Source organism: Acidovorax sp. ST3 (assembly GCF_003231145.1).
In the GTDB taxonomy this organism is placed as follows: domain Bacteria; phylum Pseudomonadota; class Gammaproteobacteria; order Burkholderiales; family Burkholderiaceae_C; genus Acidovorax.
In genome coordinates this window covers 1-656 of record NZ_QKVP01000053.1, presented here as the reverse complement: position 1 = coordinate 656, position 656 = coordinate 1, and the positions used below count along the sequence as shown (strand labels likewise).

At 70.3% G+C, this 656-nt stretch carries 1 protein-coding gene; it reads right to left on the bottom strand.

Annotated features, from left to right (window positions below; genetic code table 11):
• Positions 1 to 16: 16 nt before the first annotated feature.
• A partial coding sequence (locus DNK89_RS23485) for a cytochrome d ubiquinol oxidase subunit II (RefSeq protein ID WP_203422518.1) occupies positions 17 to 656 on the bottom strand: 640 nt, incomplete at its 5' end.

The window sequence follows — 656 nt, the reverse complement described above, 5'->3', positions numbered from 1 at the left end:
GAGGTCGGCGCGGCCATCAGTGAAAGGCCTCGCCGGTGCGCACCTTGCCGCGGAACACGTAATAGGACCAGGCGGTGTACATCAGGATAATCGGAATGATGGCGAGCGCGCCGACCAGGGCGAAGCCCAGGCTCTGCGGCGGCGCGGCCGCGGTCCAGATCGACACGTCGGGCGGGATCACGGCCGGCCAGATGCTGATGCCCAGGCCGCTGTAGCCCAGGAACACCAGGCACAGCGCCAGCACGAACGGTCCCGCGGCGGGCGCGCCGCGCACGCGGCGCATCAGGTCGATGCCGGCGGCCGCCACCAGCAGCGGCACCGGCAGGAACCAGAACATGTTGGGCAGGCTGAACCAGCGCTGGGCGATATGCGGCTGCGCCAGCGGCGTCCACACGCTGAGCGCGGCGATCACCGCCAGCAGCGCCAGCGTCAGCGGCCGCGCCAGCGCGCACATGTGGCGATGCAGACGGCCCTCGGTCTTCATGATGAGCCAGGTGCAGCCCAGCAGCGCATACGCCACCACCAGGCCCTCGCCGGTGAACAGCGAGAACGGGCTGATCCAGTCCCACGGCCCGCCCTGGTAGACGCGGTCGACCACCGGGATGCCTTCGATGTAGGCGCCCAGCGTCACGCCCTGGAAGAAGGTGGCGCAGAGC